Below are 24,286 nucleotides of genomic sequence, written 5' to 3' on the forward strand. Positions count from 1 at the left end.
AATCATTTGCAACACCTGTCGATTGTTGCTGTTGGCTGTTCGACAGCCTGACGCAATGGGTTTAGTTCGGAATCACTAACGTCGGCGAGGTAACTAACTGTTATTTCCTGGTACAGATCAGCTAGCTTCCGAACTGCCGTCGCAAGTTCAGGAGTTGTCGCTGGTTGCTCAGCAAGTTTGGTCAGCAGGTACCTGCTGCCGGCATCGAGGGCTTGTCGCGAAGCTGTAGCGACAGCCAGAGTCGCAGTCGAGTCGCTACTACCGTTGCGGGCACCAGCCACATCGAGCGCTCGGCGTACTTGTTGATAGGTGGCGCATACGTTGGACTTCGCGGCGGCGATCTGTTGATCGTTATAGCTCGTAGTCGGTGGTGGGGAGGACTGGTTGTTGGCTGGAAACGGACGAAACAAAGAAGCTATCGCGACGCCCAGCGCCAGCAGCGCGACCAGCAACGCGACAAACCCAGCCCACGGCGTACGGCGTGCAGTCGCACTCGCTCCTGCGTGTGGCCAGGGGGGCGGCGAAGGAGCACCCAACGCGGGCGGATTGGGCAGATCTGGCACGATTTGATCGTATCGCCCATCCGCGATCACGGTAGTCACCGTCACCGAGTTCACAATTCATTTACACATATTCCGGAGCGTTGAAGTCGTTTCATCACCTGACCGCACCGTTGGGTCTTTTTCAGAATCGGGGGCATCGGACTGCAATTCGATCGCAAGCAGCTGGTACGCATTCGCGAGGCTACGGATATTCGCTGCAAGATCAGCAGGGGTCGCTGGCTCATTGTTGAGTGTCGTTAGTAGATATTGGCTACCTGCGATCAACGATTGGCGTACATTCACCGCGGTGGCCAGCTGTGTGGCATATTCCGCACCCTTATCGCGAGCACTGGTCGCCTTGACTGCGCTATCCGCCTTCTCAAAAGCCGCGCATACCTTTGACTTGGCGCCAGCGACCTGTTGGCTGGAGTACGTAGGCGCAGATGCAGCCTCGGGTTTGGCCGGTACAGGTCGAAACCAGCCAACGATTGCTACACCGAGCGTTATAAAGAGAGCTACCGTCAGCAATGCGAACATCGGCCACTGCCGCGTTCGCCGCGCCGGCGATGTGGGCGGCCACGGGGGCGGGAAAGGCGGAACGGCAGGAGGCGGGGGGACGTCCGACACGTCCTGATCGTATCGTCTGTGGACTATATGAATAGTCACCGTTCGGGCACGGTCGACGTCAAAGCGGCAGCTGGCGAATGACCGGAAGTCCCTCTTTCCTGGACGGTCTGTCGGATTCGCGACTGGCGTAACGAACGGACAGGCAACGACTGCCGTTAGCGGCTTGACTCCGCGTCGTCTTCGCGCTTGTGGTCGGGCAGCAGGATGCGTCGGCTCGCAATCGGTTTGCCCTCACCGCGTTTGGTCACCTCGGGTGTCGGCGGGGGCGTAGTGATACGGCCTTGCACCGGCGCGCCGTTCTTCACGGACGGCGCAACGACGCGCTTGGTGTCGGCCTTTGCATCGCTGCCCGTCCCGCCCGCGCCGTGCATGGCGCCCGGCGGCATCATCGGCATCGCGCCCATCGCGCCCCTTTGCACCGCGGGCTGCGTCGACGCGTTGGCTGGCGGCGGTGTAGCGCTGTGAGCCGAGGCGGGCTCGGTACCGGCGGACGGGGCGGGAAGCGGCCCAAGCATCGCGGTCGGTGTAGTGGCGCCCAGGCCACCGCCGCCTACACCGCCACCGCCGCCACCGCCAAGCTCACCGGCACCGCCTTTAGCCCCGAGCAGTTCGCCCGGAATGGCCTCGCCTGTCTGCGCAGCTCCACCATGCTGCAGCCCGCTCATACCCGCTTGCATCGCTTGCTGCCCGATCTGAGCGACCTGCTGCGTCATCTGACCCAGCGGTTGCAGCAAGCCGCCGAGGGCACCCGAAAGGCTGCCGGCAAGGCCGGACGCCATCTGCGGGATCTGCTGAAGCATCTGCGACATCTCGTTTTGGCCGCCGGCACCGGCAAGCTTCGCCGATGAATCTGCTTCGTTGGCGGGGAATTTGGTAAGGGCATCACCGGTCTTCATGCCGCGTTCGTCATAGCCCGCCTGCGCGGCGGTCATGTCACCGGGATCGCCGCTATTTGCCGCTATACCAAGGATTTTCAGCAGTTGGCTGATGTACGAGCGACCGGCAGCAAGCGGGTCGGGCGGGATGCCCGGCGGTGGCGGCGAATCACTCAGCTGTGCGAGCTGATCGAGAATTATTTGGATCCGACCGTCGCCCCCACCCATCACGCCCCCCTAGGCACTGTGGCGTGGAACAGGTTGAAGGGATGAGCACGTGCTGATGGCCGCTCGCGCAGCGCGACTGGTTTACGGCTGACCGCAGCCAAACCAGTGCCGATCACCATCGCTAAGCCTTCCTCAGCTATCGACATTTTCGGTACCCGGCGGCTGACGGGTAGTACCGCCCTCGCGTGCTGACTACCCGAATGCTGCAGGTCCGACCTACATTGTGCCCCCGCGCACACCGATTCTGAGGCTAACGACGGCTTTGACATCGGTCAATTCACCCAGTGTTGCCGATCCTCCGAAGGGCCGCCGTAGTCGGCAGAGTGGTGGTCCTGGCTGCGGCGTGGCCGTGTTGACGGTGCTTGAGAGGCCTTTTCACCTACACGTAGTAGAGCACCGCAAACAGCGCCACGAAAATGAAGACGCCGAAAAAGGCTGCGAAAGCGCCCACCGAGAATGCGGATGTACGGCGGAAGGCCATTGTCAACCCACAAAGCATGAGGGGAAATATGGGCGCAAAAAACCACAGGAAACCGAACGTCAGCATCGTCGACATCACGCCCACAAACAGCCCCGCGACGAGCTGGACCGGTCGCTCGCGAGCCCGGTCGAACGGACCTATGTAGTCGGACGACGTCACGTCAGTGCATCCGGTGCATCGGAAGGACGATGGTCAGCGAAACGAACAGCAGAATCGACCACCCGGTCAACGGCGCCAAGATCACACCGATTGCTGTACTGCGCCAAAATGCGTTTTTGGAGTAGATGTACAGAACCACGCCGGCGGCGAGAACACCGAGGGATACCAGGGGAAGGAAGGTATAAACGTCACGAGTGGACATGTGGCCATGCGTGAGCACTGCCAGCATCTTCACCATGATCGCCCACAGAACGCCACCGATGACTGCCCCAGAAAACACCGCCCGTATCCAATCGACCGGCTCTTTCATGTGACTCCCATGTGCGCGTGCTTATTTGGACGGTAACGCCGGCAGCATGACAACCGGATCATGCACGCCGATTTCCGGCGGATGGTCGACGGGGCCGAGTGGATATGTACCTGGCGGGCTCGCGACCAGCGGCGGCGCAATCGGCGCTACCGGCGGAACGTGCCCCGGATGGGGGAGCGCAGGAATCTTCGGAGCCGGAAACTGGTCGTTAAAGCCCAGTTCGATAGCCGCGTCCCCGATCGGCTTATGCCACCCAAGACCCGCGGCCGGCCCACCGGCCCCATCCACGAAGAACGGCCACGACTGGACGAGCGGCGTCGTAGTCCTTCCCGCTTGGTCGCTGTAGATCTCGATCGCGGGGAAATTCGTCACCGTTCCACCGACGCGAGGACCCCCGGCCGATGGCTCGATCGCGATGGTGCCATTTACGTCGAATGACGTTGCCTTCGCGAGACCTTCGCCGCCTGGCGAGAACGGGTCGGCGGCGCTGTACTTGACCAGGACCGAGCCGTTACTTTGTTGGACGGCCGAGATGCTGGGTGTGCCAGCGCGAATCTGGCCCGTCGTTGCGTCGACCGATGGATTCTGTCGGGCCACGATGATGCCGTTCTCGTAGTCGACAAATATCGAGACCCTCGACTCTTCGGGGCCAACTGTGGGCGAGAAACCTCGGTTATCACCGAGATTGTCGTGGAACGGCGGCCAATCGACCTGGGGGTCCCAAACCGCTCGACCCGGGATGAACAGGTTCGTGCGCACGACGCCCTGGCCGGGCACTGGTTTGATTCGCCCGACAACGATGTTCGGGGGCACACCGCCGTTTTTCGGGTCGTAGCTGTGCGGATCCAGGGCCGCGGCGGTATCCCAGTCAGCCGGGGAACTCGGCGGCCGGCCGAAAACCTTTGCGAATGCCTCGATTTCATTCTGCCGTTTGTTAGCTATGGGTTCGGCCTTGGATGGCGTCCCAGGGGCATCCACCGGCTGGATTATGGCAGGGTCATAGCCGTCGTTGTTGAGCGTAGTCAACGAGCCTTGTAGACGGTCTGAGTAACCGTTGCGTAGTGACTGAAGCTGGCCCAGCGCTGATTTGGTGTCGTCGATGGCTTGCTGTTCTAGATGAGAGATGAGCGCCTCGAGCAAGCGTCGATAACCGGGGCTCAGATGGATGTCTTTTTCCTCTTCGACCGCTTGGCCGATTTCGTTGTCGAGCTGCTCGAGCTGGCCCTCCAAATTCGAGATCTGCACCGCGCCGGTTCGCTGTGCCTCCGCTAGCGCGGCCGCGATGTTTTCCAACTCGACGCCGATCTTGGGCAGCTGTTCGGACTGCGCTCCCAGTGATTTGGTTACGCGTTCTACTTCGGCCGCGTCGTTGATCGGGTTCTCACCGTTGTCCCGATTCCACGACGCCTCGAAGCGGCGACGGGCTTCATCGAAGGCCTTGCTGGACTCGGTAGTGCAACGCGCCGCCGAATGGAACGCCTCTGCCAGGTCGGAAATCTGGGCCGGACGCCCGGCTTGCAGGCTTTGGTTGATCGCCCATGGATCACCACCGGCCTCGGCGATCAGCGCCGCGATGCTTATGTAGCGCAGCTGCATCGCACCGCCCGCACTCCCGCGACATCGCCCGCCTCCGTGTCGGCGAGCTCAAGGGCAGCCACACACGGAGTGCCCTGGGGCCCGTTTGCCTCCGAGTGCGAGATTCGGCTGTCGACGAACATCGCTACCCTTTCAGAGCTGTCAGGTTCGAGATTGCCGCGGCGACCTGTCCGCTGATGCCGAGAGGCTAATCCCAGCAATAGACGCTGGTCAATTCACTGCAGGCCGCAAACGAATGGCGAACCAACCGCGCGCTACTCGCTACGGTCGAGCAGATCCGACGACCCCAGCACCCGCTCCACTTGCACCTCAATGACCACCCGCCGTGGGTTGGCGCGGGGGGTGCGGTAGCGCTGGGCGTAGCGCAGCTCGGCGTCGCGCACGGCGTCGACGTCGCTGTTGACCTTGGACCGGCCCTCCAGCGACAGCCACCGAGCCCCATCGACCTGGCTGAGCACGGCCACCCCGCCACGGTCGGCGTTGACGGCCTTCTGAGAACCGCCAGTGGTGATCACCCGCGCGATATGCGTCTTGGGATCGAAGGTGAAACCCACGGCCACCACATGCGGCGAATTGTCAGCGCGAAGCGTGGTCAGCATCGCCAGATGACGTTCGGACAGAAACGCCAAAGCGTCGTCCGTGAGCCGCGTAGTGGTGTTCGCCATCAACGCCCACGCTAGCGCAGGTCATAATCGCAGCCGTGGATGACACGGGCGCAGGTCCGGTACTAATTCTGGGCGGTCGCAGCGAGATCGGTCTCGAACTCGCGCGGCGCCTGGCTCCGGAAAAGGCGGTGATACTGGCCGCGCGCCGAGCTGATCAGCTCGACGAGCAGGTGGCGACGCTGACCGAGGCCGGGGCCGCGGCGGTGCACACCCGAGAATTCGACGCGGACGACCTCGCCTCGCACGGCCCGCTGGTCGCGTCGATCGTCGCCGACCACGGTCCCATCGGCACCGCGGTGCTGGCCTTCGGAATCCTTGGCGACCAAGCCCGCGCCGAGGCCGACGCCGCCCACGCGATCTCCATCGTCCAGACCGACTATGTCGCCCAGGTCAGCATGCTCACGCATCTGGCCGCCGCGATGCGGGCGGCGGACACAGGAGCGCTGGTCGTGTTCTCCTCGATCGCCGGAGCGCGCGTGCGTCGCGCCAACTACGTCTACGGCTCGGCGAAGGCGGGCCTGGACGGCTTTGCCGGCGGCCTGGCCGACGCGCTGCACGGCACCGGGGTGTACCTGCTCATAGCCCGGCCGGGATTCGTCGTCGGGCGCATGACGCAGGGCATGACACCCGCGCCGCTACCGACCACCCCGCAAAAGGTGGCCGCCGCGACCGCGCGTGCGCTCGCCAAGCGCCGGCGCACGGTGTGGATCCCCTGGGCGCTGGGGCCCGCGTCCGTCGTGATGCGGCTGCTGCCGCGATTCGTCTGGCGAAGGATGCCGCGATGATCACTGTGGTCGGTATCGGCGCCGACGGCATGAGGGGGCTTGCCCCGGCATCGCGCGCCGAATTGCAAAGGGCAACAATCATTTACGGTGCAAAACGACAACTCGCCCTGCTCGACGACACCGTAGCTGCCGCCCGCCGGGAGTGGCCGTCGCCGCTGCTGCCTGCCCTGCAAGCACTGCCGCTCGACGACGACATCCACGTAGTCGCCAGCGGCGACCCGCTGACGCACGGCATCGGCGGCACTCTGATCCGCCTGTACGGCACCGAGAGGGTGCGGGTGCTGCCGCACGTCTCGGCGGTGACGCTGGCGTGCGCGCGCATGGGCTGGAACGTTCACGACACCGAGGTGATCAGCCTGGTCACCGCGCAGCCACACACGGCGGTGCGCCGGGGCGGCCAGGCGATCGTATTATCCAAGAACTCGTCCACGCCGAAAGCGCTTGCGGTACAACTGAACACCCACGGCCGGGGCGATTCCGAATACAGCGTGCTCGAAAATCTCGGCGGCCCAACCGAACGCCGCCGCGACGGCACCGCGCGCCAGTGGGCCGACGACACACCCACGGACATCGACGATCTCAACGTCATCGCCGTCCGCTACCTGCCCGACGAACGCGCGTCACCGCTGCACGACGACGCGTTCGCCCACGACGGGCAGATCACCAAACACGGAATCCGCGCGGTGACCTTGGCGGCGCTGGCGCCGCGGCCGGGGGAGCGGCTCTGGGACGTCGGCGCGGGCTCGGGCAGCATCGCGGTCGAGTGGTGCCTGCGCTGGAAGGATTGCAGTGCGGTGGCTTTCGAATGCGACGAACGACGCCGCCTCAACATCGAATCCAACGCCGCCGCCTCCGGCGTGGAAATCGTAGTGCGCGGTGAAGCCCCCGACGCGTTCGACGGCGCCCCACCACCGTCGGTCATCTTCATCGGCGGCGGCATGACCCGGCCGGGTCTGCTCGACGCGTGCCTCGACAACCTGCCCACCGGCGGCAGGCTGGTCGCCAACACCGTCACCATCGAGTCCGAAGCCGTTCTGTTGCAGGCATATTCACGCCTCGGCGGCCAACTCCGCCGCTTCCAGCATTATCGGGCCCAGCCGCTGGGCGGCTTCACAGGGTGGCGCCCGCAGCACCCGGTCACGCAATGGGCGGTGACCAAACCATGACGGTGTACTTCATCGGCGCCGGCCCCGGGGCGGCCGACCTGATCACCGTCCGCGGCCAGCGCCTGCTCGAGTGCTGCCAAACATGCCTCTACGCCGGTTCGATCATGCCCGACGAGCTGCTGGCGCTCTGCCCGCCCGACGCGAAAATCATCGACACCGGCCCGTTGACGCTCGACCAGATCATCACCGAAATCGCCAACGCACACACCGCCGGCCACGACGTTGCCCGGCTGCACTCCGGTGACCCGTCGCTGTACAGCGCGCTCGCCGAACAGTGCCGCCGACTCGACGCGCTGGGCATCGACTACGAAATCGTCCCGGGCGTACCGGCTTTCGCCGCCGCCGCGGCCGCGCTCAAACGCGAACTCACCGTTCCCGGGGTGGCGCAGACGGTGACGCTGACTCGGGTGTCCACCCTGTCGACGCCCATGCCCCCCGGGGAAGACCTACGCACCCTCGCCCAATCCGACGGCACCCTGGTCCTCCACCTGGCCGCCGCGCAGATCGACGCCATCGTGGCCCAACTACTAGAAGGCTACCGACCCGAAACACCCACCGCGGTGGTGGCTTTCGCCAGCTGGCCGCGGCAGACCGTGTTGAAAGGCACCCTCGCCAGCATCGCCGGGCAAATGCATGACGCGAACATCACCAAGACCGCCGTCATCATCGTGGGCGACGTGCTGGCCGCCGAGGGATTCACCGATAGCTACTTGTATTCGGCCGCCCGCCGCGCCAAAGGTCCACACTAATGCGGGTGCTGGTGCTCGGCGGCACCGCCGAGGCCCGCGCGCTGGCGAAAACGTTGCACCCAAAGGTCGACATCATCAGCTCGCTGGCCGGACGGGTCCCGGACCCGGCGCTGCCGGTGGGGCCCGTGCGCATCGGAGGATTCGGGGGCCTGGACGGCCTAAGGCGCTGGCTCCAGAAGGAGCGCATCGACGCCGTCGTCGACGCCACTCACCCGTTCGCGGCGACCATGACCGCCCACGCCGCCGAAGCGTGCGACGAATTGCGGATACCCCACCTTGTGCTGGCCCGTCCGCCGTGGGATCCCCGCAACGCCATCATCGTCACCAAAGACGCCGAGGCCGCGGAAGTCGTTGCACGGGAGCGCTATTCGCGCGTCTTTCTCACCACCGGTCGTTCCGGGGTCAACGCGTTCGCCGGCAGCGACGCCTGGTTTTTGATCCGCGCGGTGACCGAACCCGACGCCGCCGCGCTGCCGCGCCACCACAAGATGCTGCTGTCCCGCGGCCCGTATCGCTACGACGACGAATTGGCCATCATGCGTGAGCACCGCATCGACGCGTTGGTCACCAAGAACAGCGGCGGCGACATGACCCGCGCGAAGCTGGATGCCGCTGCCGCGCTGGGCATTCCGGTGGTGATGGTGGCTCGCCCACCGCTGCCGGCCGGGGTGAAGGCGGTGGGCACCGTGCAAGAGGCGACCGACTGGGTAACAGGACGAGCCCGGCTGGACTAGCCCGTCAGGTCGTCGCGTTCGGCATCGGCGAGCAGCGCGTCGCGGGCGCGGGCGACCCGCGACCGGATGGTGCCCACCGGGCAACCGCACACGGCCGCGGCGTCGGCGTAAGGCAGCCCCAGCAGCTGGGTGAGCAGCAGGGCCTCCCGTTGTTCGGCGGTCAGACCGGCGATCATCGTCGTCACCTCGACGAGGTCTTCGAAGCCGCGGGCGTGGCGGTCGCCGTTGAGTACCTGCTCGGGATCGGCGCCGGGCGCCGTGCGCGGCCGCGATTGGGCGTGGCGGATGTGATCGGCCACGACACGACGGGCGATGGCCAGCAACCACGTTCGGGCAGTGGAGCGTCCGGAAAACCGTTCAATCGCGCCGATTGCCCGCAGGTACGTCTCCTGCGTCAGGTCGTCCGCGACGCCCGCGTCCGACAGGTAGGTGACAAAGCGCCACACGTCTTGCTGGGTAGCCTTGATGAACGCCTCGAGCGCTCGTGCATTCCCGCGTGCAGCCGACAAAGCGAGTTCGGTAACGGCCTCGTCGTCGCTTGACGCGGTCATGGCCAACCACCTTAGTTGCGCGGGCACGGCGAGTCTACGACGGGTTGTCGTAGAGGCGGCAAGGGGGTCTCGAGACGACCGGTTGATCGGCCACAGGTGCCCACGGCGCCGAGCATGACCCGACGCGGTAGGTGCGCTGGGGTGCTCAACATCGGCATCGCTGTCGCGCCTGCGCGGCCGATGCGACCCCGCACGCTCCCGCGCCACCAGCAACGTGAACACCAGGCCCAGCAGCACCGGCACGTGACTGGCGATTCGTGCCACGGTGACCTCGCCGTTGAACGCGTCGACGATCACGTAGCTCAACAACGCGACCGAATACACGCCGGTGATCGCCGCGACGCCGATCGCGGTGACGGGCCAGATGCCGGCGGCCATCATCGCCAGACCCAACGCCAGCAGCCACGCGGTTGACTCGTGCATCAGATGCTCTCCGGACATCGCGCCGTGCATGTGCATCGACACCATGCCGAAATTGGTTCCGCTGATTTGCGCCGCGGCGATCGCGACCTGGAACGCGCCGACGCCGATCAGACCCCAGCGCCGATAGTGCGATCGCAGCCAGCGCATCCCGCGCCGATACGCGGTGGACTCGGCCGCGGCGCTCGCCAGAATCTTGTCGACGAGGTCCGGTGCCTCGCCGGGCACCATCGAGGCCAGCCGGCGGGTCTGCACCGCCGCGCCGATCAGCCAGGTGCGGCAACCTCGGCACGTTTCCAAATGCGCGTCGACCTGCTGCGCGAGCACTTGGGGACGCTCGCCGTCCAATCGCGCGGAAAGCGCCTCACGGGCAACGTCACACCGCATCCCTGCATCGTTGCGCAAGCCCGGGCCGCGCGCAAAGGGCGCGCGAAAAATGACGGGGAACCAAACCGCTCGGCAAACCGACCACTGGAGGCAAGCACCCTCACACTCACGAACACTCATCGAAGAGGTATCCGTGTTTCCGCTCGAAGGCCGCCGAAGATGACCGCCCCGATCTGGATCGCCTTTCCGCCGGAGGTGCATTCGACATTGCTCAGCAGCGGCCCGGGACCCGGGCCGCTGTTTGCCGCGGCGGCAGCGTGGACGTCCCTGGGCACCGAATATGCCACGGCAGCAGACGAACTCGTCGCGTTACTGGGCGCTGTGCAGGGTGGCGCATGGGATGGGCCCAGCGCCGAACAATACGTGGCGGCACACGCCCCCTATCTGGGCTGGCTGATCGACAGCGCCGCCAAGAGCACGGCGGCGGCCACATTGCACACGACCGCGGGCACCGCCTACACCACCGCCCTGGCCGCCATGCCGACACTGGCCGAGCTCGCGGCAAACCACGCCACCCACGCCGTGCTGGTCGCCACCAACTTCTTCGGCGTCAACACCATCCCGATCGCGGTAAACGAGGCGGATTACGCGCGCATGTGGGTGCACGCCGCGGCGACGATGAGCACCTACCAGGCCGTCAGCGAATCCACGCTCGCCGCAGTACCCGCGACCACCCCCGCTCCGCAGATTGTGGCGACTCAACCTGCCACCACGGCGGCCGACAGCAGCACCTCGTGGCAGGACGAGCTAGCGAAGGCCCTTTCGGACTTCACCCAAAGCGTCCTCTGGCCGCTCGGGAAGGAGATATACCCCGACGGCTGGCCCATTGACGCGGTTCCATTTGCCAACGCGGTGTCCTCCTTCTTCATGCAAATTCCCGGCATGAGCCCCGCGCTGGCCACAGCGTTGGGTTGGTTCATCTTTCACTCGTTGATGCTCGTCTGGCCCTTAGTGCAAGCGGCTCAGCTGGGAGTAATGCTTGCCCCGGTCATGATCGCGGCTGTTTCCGCCGCCGCTGCCGCAGGCGTGGCCGCGGCTGTCGCCGGTGCTGTGAGTGCCGCCGCCGCGGCCGCTGCTGCGCCGGCGCTAAGCGTGCCGTTGGCAACGGCACCGCCGGCGCCGATGGCCACCACGCCGGCTCCGACGCCGACAATGTCCGCCAGTACCGCGGCGAACGCGAGCAGCGCCACGGCTTCCAGTCCGGCGCCGAGTGTGGCCACGGCGTCGGGTGGCGGTCCGGTCGGCGGCGGACCCGGAGTTGGCTTCGGCCCGACGGCGACCGACGGAATCGGCGCGGGCGTCTCCGACTCGCTGTACGCCGTGGGCCTGTCCGGACTGTCGGGACGCAGTAGCGCCCAAAGCCGGGCGCGCCGCAAGTCCGAGGAACCGGCGCCCGACGACGCCGACGCACCGGCCGCCGCGGCGGCGGACAAGCGAGCCCGGGCCCGCCGACGGCGCGGGGCAACGGCCAAGGATCTCGGATACCGCTACGAATTCATGGATCCGGAGGGCGTCTGGGCATCGGCGCAGAGCGCCGGATCGCTCGGATTTGCCGGGGCCGCAGCCAAATCCGACGGACCCCAACCCGCGGGGCTGATCACCGTCACCGGTGAAGGGATGAGCGACGGCCCAACCGTGCCGATGATGCCGAGCAGCTGGGACCAGGATCAAGACCAGGATTAATCAGCCGGCGGCCCATTGTTTGGCGCGCTCGAGTTCGTCGAGGCCGAACAGGGCGAGCTCGCCGGGGACCAGCCACGCCAGCGCGTGCAGGGTATGGGCGACCCACTCCTTGTCGGACACGACGGCGATTCGCTTGAACGCCGAATGATGCGGCAACACAGTGCCCAAGCCCAGCTTGATGTCTTCGACCAGCCCGCCGGGCCCGAAGCCCTCGTAGTCCGGCTCGATGACCTCGACTATCCGGATCTCGCCGGTCTTGACCAGTTCTTCGACGGTGGGCCTGATCTCGCGCAGTTCGTCACCGCTCAGCCGCCCTGACACGCGGATGCCGATCACGCCCTCGGGCACGTCCGGCAGCAGTTCGATCATCGACCTCTCCTTCCGTCAGGCAGGGTATGTCAGGCAGGGTAGCGACGGGGGGTGAACACCCGGTCACCGGAATCGTCTGAGTACCACTGGGTTTGCGACGATCCGACGATCAGCAGGCAGCGCATGTCGACCTCGGCGGGGTTGAGATCGGCCAGCCGCACCACGCGCACGTCTTCGTCGGGACCGGAAACGCTGCGGCCGATCACCACCGGCGTGCCGGCTTCGCGGTGTGCGAGCAGCACGTCGCGCATCGCGGCCACCTGCCAGGTCCGCGACTTCGAGGCCGGGTTGTAGATGGCCAGCACCAGATCGGCGGCGGCCGCGGCGGCCAGGCGAGCCGAAATGACATCCCACGGCTTGAGCCGGTCCGACAGCGAGATCACCGCGTAGTCGTGCCCCAACGGCGCGCCCACCCGGCTGGCGACGGCCTGCGCGGCGGTCATCGCGGGAATCACTCGGATCCGCACCCCCGGCCATTGTTTGGCCTCTTCCAAAACCGCCGTGGCCATGGCGAAGACGCCCGGATCGCCCGACGACACCACCGCGACGGTGTGGCCCTGCTCCGCCAACGCGCATGCCAGCCGCGCGCGCTCCGGTTCGTCGGTGTTGTCGCTGGGGTGGCGCCGCTGGCCGTCGCGGACCGGGACGCGATCCAGGTAGCCGCCGTAGCCGATCAGGTCGGTCGCGGCGGCCAGCTCGCGTCGGCTCTGCGGCGTCATCCAGTCGAGGTCGCCGGGGCCGAGGCCCACCACCGCGACGGTGCCCTCATGCGGGGGATGCTGCGCGCGACGTCCGCCCGGCAGCATGGCCAGCGAGAAGTACGGCACGCTGTTCTCGTCGACGTCGGCGGCGGGCAGAATGCGCTCTCCGGCGCTGCTGGCACGCTCCACATAGAACGCGTCATCAAGCTGCCCGGACGCCGAAAGCGCTTCTCGCACAGCGTGATACGACCGGCCCAGTTTGAGGACCACGGCAGCGTCGGCGTCGGCGAGCCGACGGGTCAGCTCCGCGACCGGCAGTGTGCCCGGCAGCACCGACAGCACCTCGTCGCCGGCCACCAGCGGTGTCGCGATGGCAGCCGAGGCCGCGCTGACCGACGTCACACCCGGCACGATGACGGCGTCGAACCGCTGCGTCAGCCGGGTGTGCAAGTGCATGTAGGAGCTGTAGAAGAGCGGGTCGCCCTCGGCGAGCAGCGCCACATTGCGTCCCGCGTCCAGATGCGCGGCGATCCGCCGGGTGGCATCGGCGTAGAAGTCCTCCAGCGCGCCGGCGTACCCGCCGGGATGATCTGTCGCCTCGGTAGTCACCGGATAGACGAGGTGCTCCTCGATCTGGCCGGGCCGCAGATACGGTTCGGCGATGCCGCGCGCGATGCTTCGGCCGTGCCGGGCGCTGTGGTAGGCCACCACGTCCGCTTCGCCGATCAGCCGGGCGGCCTTGACGGTCACCAACTCCGGGTCGCCGGGGCCAAGCCCGACGCCCCATAGCCTGCCGCGCGATGTCATTCGCTGTTGCTCGCAATCGCGTTGACGGCCGCGGCCGCCATGGCGCTGCCGCCCCGGCGGCCCCGCACCACCAGATAAGAGATGCCGCGCGGACGCTCGATCAGCTCCTGCTTGGACTGCGCCGACCCGACGAAGCCGACCGGCCCGCCCAGCACCGCGACCGGCGGCGCCACCCCCTCGTCCACGAGTTCGAGCAGCCGGAACAGGGCGGTCGGCGCGTTGCCGATGGCCAGCACCGCCCCAGCCAGCCGGTCGGCCCACAGCTCCACGCCGGCCGCCGAGCGGGTGGTCTGCCGGCGCGCGGCCAGGTCGGCCGCGCCCGGGTCGGCCACCAGCGAGACGACCTTGTTGTCGGCGGGCAGCCGCGCGGTAGTGATCCCCGCGGCCACCATCGACGAATCGCACAGGATCGGGGCGCCCGCTTGCAGGGCGGCGCTGGTCCGCGCGACGACGTCGTCGGTGAACGCGACATGCTCGGCGACGTCGACCTGGCCGCAGGTGTGGATCAGCCGGACCACCACCCGTGCCACGTCGTCGGGAAATCGCGACAGGTCGGCCTCGGCGCGGATGGCCGCGAACGACTGGCGATAGATCTCCGCCGCGTCGCGGATGTAGTCGAGCACGTGCTCACCCTAAGCGCTAGCCGCGCAGCAGCCGATAGCCCTGTCCGCTGGCGACCAGCACCTGACCGGCCGGTGGGCTGCCGCACGCGCGTTCGCAGCCGACGAAGTGACGATGCACGGTGGAATCCGCGTCGAGCGACAGCGCCGCGTCGGCCCGTACGTCGGCCGCCGAATGTTCGCACCCGGGGCTGCCGATGCACGCGCTGACATTGAGCCAGGGGGAGTTCTCGTCGAACACCAAGCCCAGCGGGGCAAGGACCCGCAGCGCGGTGTCGGCGACGCCCTCCTCGAGGTCGCACACGAATACCGAGCGCCACGGCGTGACCACCAGCGGCGCCTCGATCGCGGCGAGATACTCCGCGACGCTGGCGGGCAGCGCCCCCAGCGGCACCGCCGCGCCCAGCGCGACCCGGCCGTCGTCCTGGTCGATCCAGCCCACCGGTGGCTGGGTGACGGGCGGGAAGGTGGTGTCACTGAGCACCGCGCCGGGAACAAGTCCAGCGATGTCATCCAATTCGCTGACGCGCCAAGCTTTTCCGCGTATGTCCACGAAGCGGCGGGCTACTTCCACGAGTGTCTGGATCGCGTCGCGCGGGGCCAGCCGGACGCCGGTGTCCCGCCCCGCCAGCAGCAGCGCACAGTCGTCGCCCAGCACGTGCACGCCGACGTCGGCGCCCAGCCCCGACACGTCGGCGCGGCCGTCGTCGAGGCCGAACCAGAACCGGCCGCCGAGCTCCGCGAGCGCGGGTTCGGCGCAGATCGCAGCGTCCAGCTCACCAACCCAGGGACGCACGTCGGCGCGCCCGCCGGCCCGTCCCGACAGCGGCGACGCGACGATGTTGCGGACGCGCTCATGCGTCGTCGACGGCAACAGCCCGGAGCCCGCGATCGCCTCGGCCGCCGCAGTCACGTCGGTGATCCCGCGTAGTTGCACGTTGCCCCGGGACGTCAGCTCGAGCTTTCCCGAACCGAACCGGCTCGACACATCGGCGAGTGCGGCCAGCTGGGCGGCCGTGATCATGCCGCCGGGCAGCCGGACGCGCACCAGCGCACCGTCGGCCGCCTCGTGCGCCTGCAGTGCGCCCGGGCAACCGTCCGTGTCGCGCGATCTGGCCATCCGTTTACGGTACGACCCGTGGACTTTCCGGCGTAACGTGCAGGCCAGCGAGAGGTCGGGTGATTGCCATGGCACAGAAGCGCCCAGTGAAGGTCGCGATCATCGGCGCCGGGATGTCCGGCATCTGCATGGCCGCCAAGCTGCAGGACGCCGGCATCGACTCGTTCACCATTTTCGAGAAGGCCGACGAGGTGGGCGGCACGTGGCGCGACAACACCTATCCCGGACTTACCTGCGATGTCCCGTCGCGCTACTACTCCTATTCGTTCCGGCCGAATCCCAACTGGTCGCACTGGCTGCCGCCGGGCCCGGAGATCCAGGCGTATTTCCAGCGGGTGGCCGACGAACGGGGCATCCGTCCGTACATCCGGTTCGGCACCGTCGTCACCGCGGCCCGATATGACGACGGGACGTGGCGACTCACCACCCGCGACGGTGAGGAGACGTTCGACGTGCTCGTCACCGCGACGGGGGTCCTGCGGGTGCCTCGCTATCCGGACATCCCCGGACGGGACACCTTCGCCGGCCCGGCCTTTCACTCGTCGCAGTGGGACCACTCGGTTTCGTTGCCGGACAAGAGGATCGGCCTGATCGGCACCGGTTCGACCGGTGTGCAGATTACCGCGGAGCTCGGCGGCAAGGTGCGCCAGCTGAAAGTCTTTCAGCGCACCGCGCAGTGGGTTTACCCATTCCCTAACCCGCGCTATTCAAAGTTGGCTCAGGCGGCGCTGTCACGGTGGCCGGCGCTGAACGGTCTGCCCTATCGCTTCTGGGGGTGGCTGATGCGGCACTGGTTCGGCGTGGCACCGATCCGCCCGGGCTGGCAGCGCCGTCAGATCCAGGCCTGGTGTCGATGGAACCTGCGGCTGTCGGTGCGCGACCCGCAGCTCAGGGCCAAGCTGACTCCCACCTACCAACCGATGTGCAAGCGGCAGGTGATGGCCGGGCATTTCTACCGGTCCGTACAAAAGCCCGGAGTAGAGATCATCACCGACTCGATCGACCACATCGAGCCGCGCGGCATCGTCACCGCCGACGGCACGCTGCACGAACTCGACATGCTGGTCTATGCCACCGGATTCGACGCGCGCGCCTACGTGCGCCCACTCGAGGTGATCGGGGAGGGCGGAATCACCCTGGACGAGGTCTGGGAGGACGGTCCGATGGCTTATCGGTCTATCGCGGTGCCGGGATTCCCCAATCTGTTCATGCTGATGGGGCCGCATTCGCCGATCGGCAACCAGTCGCTCGTTCCGATCGCCGAGGACCAGGCCGGCTACGTGATGTGGTGGATCGAGCAGCTGCGTGACGGAGCGGTGCGCGCAGCGGCTCCGACCGAGGCGGCGACCAAGGAATACAACGAACGCATGAAAGCCGCTATGCCGCAGACGATTTGGGTTACCGGCTGCAGCAGTTGGTACCTTGGCAAGGACGGTCTGCCGGAGCTCTTCCCGTGGACGCCCGAGACCCACCGCGAGCTGTTGCGACGACCCGAGCCGACGCACTTCGAGGTGCGCACCGCCTGAGCGTCAGGACGTTCCCGTCCGTCGGGCATAGGTAGCGCGCTTATCCACTTCGACGTCGCTGGTGAAAACGCGTCCGGTGCCCAATAGCCGCCCTAGCGCCTCGTATGCGCCTTGCGGCATCAAACGCTGAGCGGACGCGACCACGCCTATGGAACGGGGTACGACGACACGTGATTTCGGTTTGGCGATCACGTCGGCGACTGCCCTGGCGACGTCGTCAGGCTCGGCGTTTTTGAAGCCGCGCGCGTGGCCGATGCCGGCGATCATCTCGGTGTTGGTCAACGTCGGCATGATCACCGAGAAATGGACGCCGCTCCCGCGGTTCTCCATGCGTACGGCGTCGGTGTACCCGAGAACGGCATGTTTCGTCGCGCAATACGTTGCGATGCCCTCGGTGGGCAGCACGCTCGCCAGCGACCCGATGTTGATGATGTGACCGCGTCCGCGGGGCAGCATGCGTTGGGCGGCCAGCTTGGTGCCCAGGATGACGCCGTAGACGTTAACGTCGAGCACCCGCCGGGTGATGTCGTCGGACTCGTCGACGGCGCCACCCACCGCGATGACGCCCGCATTGTTCACCACGACATCGATCGGCCCCAGGTCGCTTTCGACGCCGTCGAGGAAATCGGTGAAGGATTGACGATCCGTCACGTCCAGCCGACGGCCCGCGTCGGCGCCCACCGGATCGATGTCGCCGACGGCGACCTTGCCGCCCAGGTCCCGCAGAACCGTGGCGATGGCCAGACCGATTCCGCGCGCTCCGCCGGTGATGGCAATGACCTTGTCCGCAACCGCCGCAGCCTTCATCCCCTCACGCTAGCGGTGCCGCCGCTGGTTGCCGAGCCCCACTGCGGTACGAATGGTGGGTGGCCGAGCCGACCATCTTGCTGCTGTCGACATCCGACACCGACCTGATCAGCGCCCGGTCCAGCGGCAAAAACTATCGGTGGGCCAATCCGTCGCGGCTGCCCGACCCTCTAACCGATTCAGAACTGGGGGAGTTGCTGTCCGGCGCCGCGATCGTCGTGGTCCGGATCCTGGGTGGCTATCGCGCCTGGCAGAGCGGCATCGACGCCGTGATCGCCAGCGGTGTCCCGACGGTACTGGTCAGCGGCGAACAGGCCGCTGACGCGGAATTGACCGGCCTGTCGACGCTGGCGGCCGGCATCGCGGTGCAGGCGCACATCTACCTGGCCCACGGCGGTGTCGAGAACCTGCGGCAGCTGCACGCCTTCCTTTCGGACACCGTGCTGATGACGGGCTTCGGGTTCACGCCGCCCGTGGTGACGCCGACGTGGGGCGAGCTGCAGCGCCACGACGCCGCGAACACCGAAGGCCCGACGATCGCGGTGTTGTACTACCGGGCGCAGCACCTGGCCGGCAACACCGCATACATCGAATCGCTGTGCCGGGCCATCGAGGACGAAGGCGGGCGCCCGCTGCCCGTCTACTGCGCGTCGCTGCGCACCGCCGAACCGGAGCTGCTGCAACGGCTGAAAGATGCCGACGCCATGGTCGTCACCGTGCTGGCCGCCGGGGGACTGAAGCCGGCCACGGTGTCCGCCGGCGGCGACGACGACAGCTGGAACGTCGAACACCTTGCGGCGCTGGACATCCCGATCCTGCAGGGCCTGTGCCTCACCAGCCCGCGCGATCAGTGGCGCGACAACGACGACGGGCTCAGTCCGCTGGACGTGGCCAGCCAGGTGGCGGTCCCGGAGTTCGACGGACGCATCATCACGGTTCCGTTCTCGTTCAAGGAGATTGACGACGACGGCCTGATCTCCTATGTCGCCGACCCGGAGCGCTGCGCGCGTGTCGCGGGCCTGGCGATCCGTCACGCACGGCTGCGGCACGTCGCGCCCGCGGACAAGCGCGTGGCCCTGGTGTTCTCGGCCTACCCGACCAAGCACGCCCGCATCGGCAACGCGGTCGGCCTGGACACCCCGGCCAGCGCGGTCGCGCTGCTGCGCGCGTTGCGCGAACGCGGTTACCGGGTGGGCGACCTGCCCGGAGTCGAGTCCAACGACGGCGACGCCCTGATTCACGCGCTGATCGAACGAGGCGGACAAGATCCCGACTGGCTCACCGAAGGGCAACTCGCCGGCAACCCGATCCGGATGTCCGCCAAGGACTATCGCGACTGGTTCGCGAGCCTGCCGCCGGAACTCACCGACGTCGTCGAAAAGCACTGGGGCCCGCCGCCCGGCGACCTCTTCGTCGACCGCGGTAACGATCCCGACGGCGAGATCGTCATCGCCGCAATGCAAGCGGGCAATCTGGTGCTGATGGTGCAGCCGCCCCGCGGTTTCGGCGAAAACCCCGTTGCCATCTATCACGACCCGGACCTGCCGCCCAGCCACCACTACCTGGCTGCCTACCACTGGCTGGATGCCGGCTTCAAAGCCGACGCCGTCATCCATCTTGGCAAGCACGGCAACCTGGAATGGCTGCCCGGAAAGACGCTGGGCATGTCGGCGGCGTGTGGATCCGACGCCGCGCTGGGTAACCTGCCGCTGATCTATCCCTTCCTGGTCAACGATCCCGGGGAGGGAACCCAGGCCAAGCGGCGGGCGCACGCGGTGCTCGTCGACCACCTCATCCCGCCGATGGCGCGCGCCGAAACCTACGGCGACATCGCGCGTTTGGAGCAGCTGCTCGACGAGCACGCCAACGTCGCCGCGCTTGACCCCGGCAAGCTGCCCGCGATCCGCCAGCAGATCTGGACGCTGATCCGGGCCGCGAAGATGGATCACGACCTGGGATTGGCCGAGCGACCCGCCGAGGACTCGTTCGACGACATGATCCTGCACATCGACGGCTGGCTGTGCGAGATCAAGGACGTCCAGATCCGCGACGGCCTGCACGTCCTCGGCCAAAGGCCAACGGGCGAGGCCGAACTCGATTTGGTGTTGGCGATTTTGCGGGCCCGCCAGCTGTTCGGCGGCGAGCACGCCATGCCCGGCCTGCGGCAGGCCTTGGGGCTGGCCGAGGACGGCACCGACGAGCGGACGTCAGTTGACGAGGCGGAGGCCGCCGCCCGTGAACTGGTCGCCGCGCTGCAGGCCACCGGTTGGAATCCCGACGCCGCCGAAAGCCTCACCGACAACGCCGAGGTGGCAAGAGTGCTGCGGTTCGCGGCCACCGAGGTGGTGCCCCGGTTGGCCGGCACGGCCTCCGAAATCGATCAGGTGCTCAGGGCGCTCGACGGCCGGTTCATCCCCGCCGGCCCGTCGGGCTCCCCGCTGCGCGGCCTGATCAACGTGCTGCCCACAGGACGCAACTTCTACTCCGTCGATCCCAAGGCGATCCCGTCCCGGCTGGCGTGGGAAGCAGGTGTGGCGCTGGCGGATTCGCTGCTCACCCGGTATCGCAACGACCACGGCCGCTGGCCGCAATCGGTGGGGCTGTCGGTATGGGGCACCTCGGCCATGCGCACCGCCGGTGACGACATCGCCGAAGTCCTTGCGCTGCTGGGCGTTCGACCGGTCTGGGACGACGCATCGCGGCGGGTCGTCGGGTTGACCCCGATGCCGCTGGTCGAGCTGGGCCGCCCGCGCATCGACGTGACCGTGCGCATCTCGGGATTCTTCCGCGACGCGTTCCCGCACGTGGTGACCATGCTCGACGACGCGGTGCGGTTGGTCGCCGACCTCGACGAGCCGGAGCAAGATAACTACGTACGCGCCCACGCTCAGGCCGACCTGGCCCAGCATGGCGATCAACGCCGCTCCACCACAAGGATTTTCGGATCCAAGCCGGGAACATATGGCGCCGGCTTGCTGCAGCTGATCGACAGCCGCAACTGGCGCGACGACGCGGATCTGGCGCAGGTGTACACGGCGTGGGGCGGCTTCGCCTATGGACGCGACCTGGACGGACGCGAGGCCGTCGACGACATGAACCGCCAGTACCGACGAATCGCGGTGGCCGCCAAGAACACCGACACCCGCGAACACGACATCGCAGACTCCGACGATTACTTCCAATACCACGGCGGGATGGTGGCCACCGTGCGGGCGCTTACCGGTCAAGCGCCCGCCGCCTACATCGGCGACAACACCAGGCCCGACGCGATCCGCACCCGCACCCTCTCGGAGGAGACCACCCGGGTATTTCGCGCCCGCGTCGTCAATCCCCGCTGGATGGCCGCGATGCGCCGGCACGGCTATAAGGGTGCCTTCGAGATGGCCGCGACCGTCGACTACCTATTCGGCTACGACGCCACCGCGGGGGTCATGGCCGACTGGATGTACGAACAACTCACCGAGCGCTACGTGCTGGACGCCGAGAACCGCAAGTTCATGGCGGAGTCCAACCCGTGGGCGCTGCACGGCATGGCCGAGCGGCTGCTGGAGGCAGCCGGCCGCGGCATGTGGGCGGACCCGCAACCGGAAACCCTGGACGGGCTGCGCCAGGCACTACTGGAAACCGAGGGTGACCTGGAGGGCTGACACGGGCTACTCCGAATTCGCCGCCCCGGTCGCGAACGTGCGGCTAGCCGCACACTCGGAGCCGAACGTGCGGCTGGCCGCACACTCGGCTTGAGAGGGCCGCTGTCAGGAGTCCTCTCCCGGAGTAGGTTGACACCGTGACGCCTACCTTCGCCGATCTCGCCAAGTCGGAATACATCCTGCTGACCACGTTCACCAAAGACGGCCGACCCAAGCCGGTGCCAATCTGGACCGCCGTGGATAAGGAGCGCGGGGACCGGCTCCTCGTCATCACCGAGGAAAAGTCGTGGAAGGTCAAGCGGATCCGCCACACTCCGCGCGTGACGCTGGCCACCTGCACCATGCGCGGCCGCCCGACGAGCGAGGCGGTCGAGGGGACCGCGACTATCCTCGACAAGTCGGAAACGGCCGCCGTCTACGACGCGATCGGCAAGCGCTACGGCATCGTGGGCAAGGTGTTCAACTTCTTCAGCAAGGCGCGCGGCGGCATGGAAAAGAACGTGGGCCTCGAGCTCAAAGTGGCCGCGCCCTAACGCAAATGGGCAGCGTCCTGATCCCGATCCCGGATCGCGACTTCGACCCCACCGAGGTCGCCGTCAGCTGGCGTGTCCTGACGCGGAACGGTCATCGGGTGGTGTTCGCCACCGAAAGCGGCGCGGCGGGGGTGGCCGACGACATCATGGTCACCGGCCGAGGGCTCGACATCTGGTCTGCGCTACCGATATTGGGCGCCATCCCGGTCATCGGGCTGATGCTGCGGGCCAACAAGGACGGCCGCGACGCCTACGCCGCGATGGTCGATTCGACCGAATTTCGCCATCCCCTCAGCTGGTCTCAGGCCACCCTGGACGACGTCGACGCGCTGCTCCTGCCCGGCGGACACCGCGCCCGCGGCATGCGCAGGTACATCGACAGCGACATACTGCACCGGCTGGTGGTCGACGCGTTCGGCCGCGGAATGATCGTGGCCGCGATCTGTCACGGTGTGCTGCTCGCCGCGCGCAGCGTCGATCCCGCCACGGGGCACTCCGTGCTCTACGGACGCAGGACCACGTCGTTGACCTGGGCAATGGAACGGCTTGCCTGGCGGCTGACCCGCCGCACCCGATTTCGGGACCCCGACTACTACCGGACCTACACCGAGCAGCCCGGGCAGCCCGGCGGTTACATGTCGGTGCAGTCCGAAGTCACCCGCGCCCTTAAAGATCCAGCAGATTTTTGCGACGTCGTCCGCGGAGAACCGCACTGGCGGCGCAAATCCTCGGGAATGGCAAGGGATACCGCGACCGACTCGCGGCCGGCATTCGTCGTCGACGACGGCAACTACATCTCGGCGCGCTGGCCCGGCGACACGCACACCTTCGCCACCGTTTTGTCGCAGAAGCTTAAGAAGCTCTGACGGCACTACGTCGTCGCCCCGGCCCCCAGATGCTCGCCAAAGAACGCGAAGACCCGATCCCACGCATCGTCGGCCGCCGCCCGGTTGTAGCCGAAACCGACGACGCGAAGCAGCGGCTGGGCGGGGAGCTGGTTCGCGAAGCTGTGACCCGCGCCGGGGTACGCCTTGATATCGGTGGTGATCCCCTTGGCGGCCGTCACTTCGCGAAACTTCTTGGGTGCGCCGATGCCCAGCGGGTCACGGCTGCCGAAGCTGGCCACAATCGGGCAGGCCCCGTCCAGCGTCTCGCTCAGGTTGCGGGGCAGGGGCGTCCCATAGAACGGCGCGGAAGCGCCAAAACCCTTGGGCGACATGATGAGTGAGAAACCGCCACCCATGCAGAAGCCGGCGATCCCCACGCGGCCGGTGCATTCCGGCATCGACAGCAGGTGATCGCGCGCGGCCAGGATGTCGTCAAGCGCGCGACCACGCTTGGTCAGCAGCTCGCGCATGACCCTGGTGATGCATCGCGCGCGACCACCCCGGGCGTACATGTTCGGGGTCAGCGCCAGATAGCCCGCCTGCGCGATGCGCCGCGAAATCAGTTCATTGTCGGGGCCGTAGCCGACGGCGTCGTGGATCACCACCACACCAGGCCAGGGGCCGTCGCCCTGGGGAATGTCCAGCAGCGCATCGATGGGTCCGTCGGGGGCCTCGATCTGAATCGTCGTCATAGCGTCATCTAACTGCAGCCGGGTTGTGCCTCACCAGGGGAACTCAGCGTCGGTCCGCGGACGTTGGCGTGACATGCTGTCGCGGCTGTTGCTCGTCTATGCGGTCGTCGAACTCGCGGTGATCTTCGCGCTGGTGTCGACGATCGGGTGGGGCTGGACCCTGCTGGTGCTGCTGGCCACCTTCCTGCTCGGGTGGGGCCTCTTGGCGCCGATGGCAGGGTCGCAGCTCATTCGCCAACTCGGGCAACTGCGATCGGGCCTGACCGAACCGCAGACCGCGGTGAACGACGGCGCACTGGTCGGCTTGGCCATGGCGCTGGTCTTGGTTCCCGGAGTGGTCACCACAGTGTTGGGGCTGTTGTTGCTGGTGCCGCCGATACGGGCGGTTGCCGGCCCCGGCCTGAGCGGGGTCGCGCTGCGCGGGCTGCGCGGGCGGGCACCGCTGGTCACCCAGACGACGGTCTTCACGACCGACCCTCGCCGCGGCCAAGCCGGCGACGGCCGCGACTACATCGACGGCGAGGTCATCGACGGCGAGGTCATCGACGTGCACGACGTCGAGCTGCCACCGCGGCGCCCGTCGTCGCCTGGCTCGATCTAAGTTTTGGCGTGTGGCGCA

Annotated in this window: 24 protein-coding genes and 1 pseudogene; 10 read left to right on the plus strand and 15 right to left on the minus strand. The window is 67.2% G+C overall.

The window, feature by feature from the left end; translation table 11 throughout:
- Positions 1-2: 2 nt before the first annotated feature.
- From A5744_RS24285 to A5744_RS03720, 7 genes are all read right to left on the minus strand, one after another.
- Positions 3-452, minus strand: a complete 450-nt coding sequence (locus A5744_RS24285; protein WP_139331225.1) for a hypothetical protein — start codon at positions 450-452, stop codon at positions 3-5.
- Positions 453-620: 168 nt separating this feature from the next.
- Positions 621-1,079 carry a hypothetical protein gene (locus tag A5744_RS24290; RefSeq protein WP_139331226.1) on the minus strand — a complete coding sequence of 153 codons (459 nt, stop codon included), beginning with the start codon at positions 1,077-1,079 and terminating at the stop codon, positions 621-623.
- A 245-nt stretch (positions 1,080-1,324) separates the two neighbouring features.
- Complete coding sequence (locus A5744_RS24295) at positions 1,325-2,272, minus strand: hypothetical protein (protein ID WP_139331227.1); 948 nt, start codon at positions 2,270-2,272, stop codon at positions 1,325-1,327.
- A 379-nt stretch (positions 2,273-2,651) separates the two neighbouring features.
- Positions 2,652-2,912: a hypothetical protein gene (locus A5744_RS03705; RefSeq protein WP_083679186.1), complete on the minus strand. Its 261-nt coding sequence runs from the start codon at positions 2,910-2,912 to the stop codon at positions 2,652-2,654.
- A 1-nt stretch (position 2,913) separates the two neighbouring features.
- Entirely contained in the window at positions 2,914-3,222 is a 309-nt protein-coding gene (locus tag A5744_RS03710; protein ID WP_076058513.1) for a hypothetical protein, read from the minus strand.
- A gap of 21 nt (positions 3,223-3,243) precedes the next feature.
- Positions 3,244-4,818, minus strand: a complete 1,575-nt coding sequence (locus A5744_RS24300; RefSeq protein ID WP_076058515.1) for a hypothetical protein — start codon at positions 4,816-4,818, stop codon at positions 3,244-3,246.
- Positions 4,819-5,072: 254 nt separating this feature from the next.
- The gene (locus tag A5744_RS03720; RefSeq protein WP_076058517.1) at positions 5,073-5,483 is read right to left on the minus strand and encodes a F420-dependent biliverdin reductase; all 411 of its coding nucleotides are present in this window, start codon (positions 5,481-5,483) and stop codon (positions 5,073-5,075) included.
- A 35-nt stretch (positions 5,484-5,518) separates the two neighbouring features.
- On the opposite strand from A5744_RS03720, the gene A5744_RS03725 reads away from it, so the two are divergent.
- Genes A5744_RS03725 through A5744_RS03740 form a run of 4 tightly spaced genes read left to right on the plus strand, consistent with a single transcriptional unit; the run spans position 5,519 to position 8,917 of the window.
- Positions 5,519-6,268 carry an SDR family NAD(P)-dependent oxidoreductase gene (locus A5744_RS03725; RefSeq protein WP_076058519.1) on the plus strand — a complete coding sequence of 250 codons (750 nt, stop codon included), beginning with the start codon at positions 5,519-5,521 and terminating at the stop codon, positions 6,266-6,268.
- Entirely contained in the window at positions 6,265-7,434 is a 1,170-nt protein-coding gene (cbiE, locus tag A5744_RS03730) for a precorrin-6y C5,15-methyltransferase (decarboxylating) subunit CbiE (protein ID WP_076058520.1), read from the plus strand. The genes A5744_RS03725 and cbiE overlap by 4 nt, the downstream gene beginning before the upstream one ends.
- Positions 7,431-8,183 (plus strand): precorrin-4 C(11)-methyltransferase, encoded by a 753-nt coding sequence (cobM, locus tag A5744_RS03735; protein ID WP_076058723.1) that lies wholly within the window; start codon positions 7,431-7,433, stop codon positions 8,181-8,183. Before cbiE ends, cobM begins: the two co-directional genes overlap by 4 nt.
- On the plus strand, positions 8,183-8,917 hold the full coding sequence (locus tag A5744_RS03740; RefSeq protein WP_076058522.1) for a cobalt-precorrin-6A reductase: 735 nt from the start codon (positions 8,183-8,185) through the stop codon (positions 8,915-8,917). The genes cobM and A5744_RS03740 overlap by 1 nt, the downstream gene beginning before the upstream one ends.
- On the opposite strand, the gene sigC is transcribed toward A5744_RS03740, so the two are convergent.
- Positions 8,914-9,468 carry an RNA polymerase sigma factor SigC gene (gene sigC / locus A5744_RS24890; RefSeq protein ID WP_240562958.1) on the minus strand — a complete coding sequence of 185 codons (555 nt, stop codon included), beginning with the start codon at positions 9,466-9,468 and terminating at the stop codon, positions 8,914-8,916. The two genes, A5744_RS03740 and sigC, sit on opposite strands and share 4 nt — an antisense overlap.
- Before the next feature lie 147 nt (positions 9,469-9,615).
- Positions 9,616-10,476: pseudogene (locus A5744_RS24895) on the minus strand (DUF2275 domain-containing protein); the annotation flags it as partial.
- On the opposite strand from A5744_RS24895, the gene A5744_RS03750 reads away from it, so the two are divergent.
- Positions 10,435-11,958: a PPE family protein gene (locus tag A5744_RS03750; protein ID WP_076058524.1), complete on the plus strand. Its 1,524-nt coding sequence runs from the start codon at positions 10,435-10,437 to the stop codon at positions 11,956-11,958. The pseudogene A5744_RS24895 and the gene A5744_RS03750 sit on opposite strands and share 42 nt — an antisense overlap.
- Here A5744_RS03750 and A5744_RS03755 read toward each other — a convergent pair whose 3' ends face one another.
- The 4 genes from A5744_RS03755 to cobG are packed head-to-tail and all read right to left on the minus strand — an operon-like array spanning position 11,959 to position 15,575.
- The gene (locus A5744_RS03755) at positions 11,959-12,327 is read right to left on the minus strand and encodes an STAS/SEC14 domain-containing protein (protein ID WP_076058526.1); all 369 of its coding nucleotides are present in this window, start codon (positions 12,325-12,327) and stop codon (positions 11,959-11,961) included. It abuts the gene before it with no gap.
- Positions 12,328-12,356: 29 nt separating this feature from the next.
- Positions 12,357-13,835 (minus strand): precorrin-2 C(20)-methyltransferase, encoded by a 1,479-nt coding sequence (locus tag A5744_RS03760; protein WP_076058528.1) that lies wholly within the window; start codon positions 13,833-13,835, stop codon positions 12,357-12,359.
- A complete protein-coding gene (locus A5744_RS03765) occupies positions 13,832-14,458 on the minus strand; it encodes a precorrin-8X methylmutase (protein WP_076058529.1) in 627 nt (208 codons plus the stop codon). Before A5744_RS03765 ends, A5744_RS03760 begins: the two co-directional genes overlap by 4 nt.
- Before the next feature lie 16 nt (positions 14,459-14,474).
- Positions 14,475-15,575 (minus strand): precorrin-3B synthase, encoded by a 1,101-nt coding sequence (gene cobG / locus A5744_RS03770; RefSeq protein WP_076058531.1) that lies wholly within the window; start codon positions 15,573-15,575, stop codon positions 14,475-14,477.
- A gap of 68 nt (positions 15,576-15,643) precedes the next feature.
- Here cobG and A5744_RS03775 point away from each other — a divergent pair, with 68 nt between their 5' ends.
- A complete protein-coding gene (locus A5744_RS03775; RefSeq protein ID WP_076058532.1) occupies positions 15,644-17,101 on the plus strand; it encodes an NAD(P)/FAD-dependent oxidoreductase in 1,458 nt (485 codons plus the stop codon).
- A 3-nt stretch (positions 17,102-17,104) separates the two neighbouring features.
- Here the strand turns inward: A5744_RS03775 and A5744_RS03780 are convergent, their stop codons facing one another.
- The gene (locus A5744_RS03780; RefSeq protein ID WP_076058534.1) at positions 17,105-17,908 is read right to left on the minus strand and encodes an SDR family oxidoreductase; all 804 of its coding nucleotides are present in this window, start codon (positions 17,906-17,908) and stop codon (positions 17,105-17,107) included.
- Between the two features lie 59 nt (positions 17,909-17,967).
- On the opposite strand from A5744_RS03780, the gene cobN reads away from it, so the two are divergent.
- From cobN to A5744_RS03795, 3 genes are all read left to right on the plus strand, one after another.
- Positions 17,968-21,555, plus strand: a complete 3,588-nt coding sequence (cobN, locus tag A5744_RS03785) for a cobaltochelatase subunit CobN (protein ID WP_076058536.1) — start codon at positions 17,968-17,970, stop codon at positions 21,553-21,555.
- A 137-nt stretch (positions 21,556-21,692) separates the two neighbouring features.
- On the plus strand, positions 21,693-22,088 hold the full coding sequence (locus A5744_RS03790; RefSeq protein ID WP_076058537.1) for a PPOX class F420-dependent oxidoreductase: 396 nt from the start codon (positions 21,693-21,695) through the stop codon (positions 22,086-22,088).
- A 5-nt stretch (positions 22,089-22,093) separates the two neighbouring features.
- Complete coding sequence (locus A5744_RS03795; RefSeq protein WP_076058539.1) at positions 22,094-22,954, plus strand: type 1 glutamine amidotransferase domain-containing protein; 861 nt, start codon at positions 22,094-22,096, stop codon at positions 22,952-22,954.
- A 5-nt stretch (positions 22,955-22,959) separates the two neighbouring features.
- Here A5744_RS03795 and A5744_RS03800 read toward each other — a convergent pair whose 3' ends face one another.
- The gene (locus A5744_RS03800) at positions 22,960-23,667 is read right to left on the minus strand and encodes a dienelactone hydrolase family protein (RefSeq protein ID WP_076058541.1); all 708 of its coding nucleotides are present in this window, start codon (positions 23,665-23,667) and stop codon (positions 22,960-22,962) included.
- 73 nt (positions 23,668-23,740) lie between these two features.
- Between A5744_RS03800 and A5744_RS03805 the strand changes: the two genes are divergently transcribed.
- Entirely contained in the window at positions 23,741-24,268 is a 528-nt protein-coding gene (locus tag A5744_RS03805; RefSeq protein ID WP_076058543.1) for an FxsA family protein, read from the plus strand.
- Positions 24,269-24,286 lie beyond the last annotated feature (18 nt).

Source organism: Mycobacterium sp. IS-1264 (assembly GCF_001954195.1).
In the GTDB taxonomy this organism is placed as follows: domain Bacteria; phylum Actinomycetota; class Actinomycetes; order Mycobacteriales; family Mycobacteriaceae; genus Mycobacterium.

Excerpts from the sequence above, each read along its gene's own strand:
- A5744_RS03710 (WP_076058513.1), bottom strand. The coding sequence starts at position 3,222 with ATGAAAGAGCCGGTCGATTGGATACGGGCGGTGTTTTCTGGGGCAGTC.
- A5744_RS24300 (WP_076058515.1), bottom strand. The coding sequence starts at position 4,818 with ATGCAGCTGCGCTACATAAGCATCGCGGCGCTGATCGCCGAGGCCGGT.
- A5744_RS03775 (WP_076058532.1), top strand. The coding sequence starts at position 15,644 with ATGGCACAGAAGCGCCCAGTGAAGGTCGCGATCATCGGCGCCGGGATG.
- A5744_RS03755 (WP_076058526.1), bottom strand. The coding sequence starts at position 12,327 with ATGATCGAACTGCTGCCGGACGTGCCCGAGGGCGTGATCGGCATCCGC.
- A5744_RS03760 (WP_076058528.1), bottom strand. The coding sequence starts at position 13,835 with ATGACATCGCGCGGCAGGCTATGGGGCGTCGGGCTTGGCCCCGGCGAC.
- A5744_RS03780 (WP_076058534.1), bottom strand. The coding sequence starts at position 17,908 with ATGAAGGCTGCGGCGGTTGCGGACAAGGTCATTGCCATCACCGGCGGA.
- A5744_RS24295 (WP_139331227.1), bottom strand. The coding sequence starts at position 2,272 with ATGGGTGGGGGCGACGGTCGGATCCAAATAATTCTCGATCAGCTCGCA.
- cobM (WP_076058723.1), top strand. The coding sequence starts at position 7,431 with ATGACGGTGTACTTCATCGGCGCCGGCCCCGGGGCGGCCGACCTGATC.
- A5744_RS03800 (WP_076058541.1), bottom strand. The coding sequence starts at position 23,667 with ATGACGACGATTCAGATCGAGGCCCCCGACGGACCCATCGATGCGCTG.
- sigC (WP_240562958.1), bottom strand. The coding sequence starts at position 9,468 with ATGACCGCGTCAAGCGACGACGAGGCCGTTACCGAACTCGCTTTGTCG.
- A5744_RS03720 (WP_076058517.1), bottom strand. The coding sequence starts at position 5,483 with ATGGCGAACACCACTACGCGGCTCACGGACGACGCTTTGGCGTTTCTG.
- A5744_RS03750 (WP_076058524.1), top strand. The coding sequence starts at position 10,435 with ATGACCGCCCCGATCTGGATCGCCTTTCCGCCGGAGGTGCATTCGACA.
- A5744_RS24290 (WP_139331226.1), bottom strand. The coding sequence starts at position 1,079 with ATGTTCGCATTGCTGACGGTAGCTCTCTTTATAACGCTCGGTGTAGCA.
- A5744_RS03805 (WP_076058543.1), top strand. The coding sequence starts at position 23,741 with ATGCTGTCGCGGCTGTTGCTCGTCTATGCGGTCGTCGAACTCGCGGTG.
- cbiE (WP_076058520.1), top strand. The coding sequence starts at position 6,265 with ATGATCACTGTGGTCGGTATCGGCGCCGACGGCATGAGGGGGCTTGCC.
- A5744_RS03740 (WP_076058522.1), top strand. The coding sequence starts at position 8,183 with ATGCGGGTGCTGGTGCTCGGCGGCACCGCCGAGGCCCGCGCGCTGGCG.
- cobG (WP_076058531.1), bottom strand. The coding sequence starts at position 15,575 with ATGGCCAGATCGCGCGACACGGACGGTTGCCCGGGCGCACTGCAGGCG.
- A5744_RS03795 (WP_076058539.1), top strand. The coding sequence starts at position 22,094 with ATGGGCAGCGTCCTGATCCCGATCCCGGATCGCGACTTCGACCCCACC.